At 66.7% G+C, this 1,131-nt stretch carries 2 protein-coding genes; both read left to right on the forward strand.

Annotation, left to right across the window (positions count from 1 at the left end; all coding sequences use genetic code 11):
* On the forward strand, positions 1-756 hold a 756-nt coding region (locus tag AC1DEY_RS23585; RefSeq protein WP_476870116.1), incomplete at its 5' end, for an MFS transporter.
* Between the two features lie 38 nt (positions 757-794).
* Positions 795-1,131, forward strand: a 337-nt coding sequence (locus AC1DEY_RS23590) for an aldo/keto reductase (RefSeq protein ID WP_476870117.1), incomplete at its 3' end; no start/stop codon positions are given.

Raw genomic sequence — 1,131 nt, forward strand, 5'->3', positions numbered from 1 at the left:
GTGCTGCTGGCCGCGTTCGTCGTCGTGGAGACCTGCGCCGCGGCTCCGTTGCTGCCGATGCGGGTGATCCTGGACCGGAACCGGGGAGGTGCCTACCTCAGCGCGGCCCTGGCCATGGCCGGGAACTTCACCCAGTTCCTCTTCCTGACCTATTACATGCAGGTCGTCCTCGGCTTTTCGCCGCTTCTGACCGGCGTCGCGTTCCTTCCCCTCGTGGCCTGCCTGATCTTTGGCTCAACCCAGATCGGGACCCGGCTGATCGGCAGGCTCCCGGCCCGCTGGCTCATGGGTGCCGGCTACCTGGTCGGCGCGGCCGGCATGTTCTGGCTGACCCGGCTCACCGTCGAGAGTGCCTACTGGCCCGTGGTGTTCCCCGCCAGCGTCGTCATGGGCCTGGGCCTGGGAACCGCCTTCATGTGCTCAATGGTGATCGCCACCAACGGCGTCGAGCCACTGGACACCGGAGTCGCCTCAGCCATGGTGAACACCTCCCAGCAGATCGGCGGCGCCGTCGGCACGGCCCTCATGAGCACCATCGCAGCCGCCGCGACCACGGCTTGGGCGGCCTCGAAGCCGGCAGGAAGAGGCGTCATGGATCAGGCCGCCGTGCACGGGTATGTGTCCGCGTTCTCGTGGGCGGCCGGAGCCATGGTCCTTGCCGCGGTTGCCGCGTTCGTTCTCATCCGCTCCGGCGGCCGGACAGGCTCGGCCCCGAACACCGCAGTCACACCGGCCGCGCCCGCACTCACACACTAGACACTTCAGCCAACACGGAAACTAAGGGAGATACTTCGATGGAATACACACGATTGGGCACGTCGGGCTTGAAAATCAGCCGCGTTGCGCTGGGCTGCATGAGCTTCGGCGACACGTCACGGATGCCCTGGGCCCTGGACCAGAAGGCAGCGGAACCCCTGTTCAGGCAGGCCCTGGATCTTGGGATCACGTTCTGGGACACCGCGAACATCTACGGGCACGGCAGCAGCGAGGAGATCGTCGGCCACGCCATCACCGAGTACAGCCGCCGCGAGGACATCGTCCTCGCCACCAAACTCTTCTCCAAAATGCACGAGGGCCCGGGCGGGAAGGGCCTGTCCCGCAAGGCCATCATGGAGCAGGTCGACGCGTCCC

This window comes from Arthrobacter sp. 05T47 (assembly GCF_056395825.1).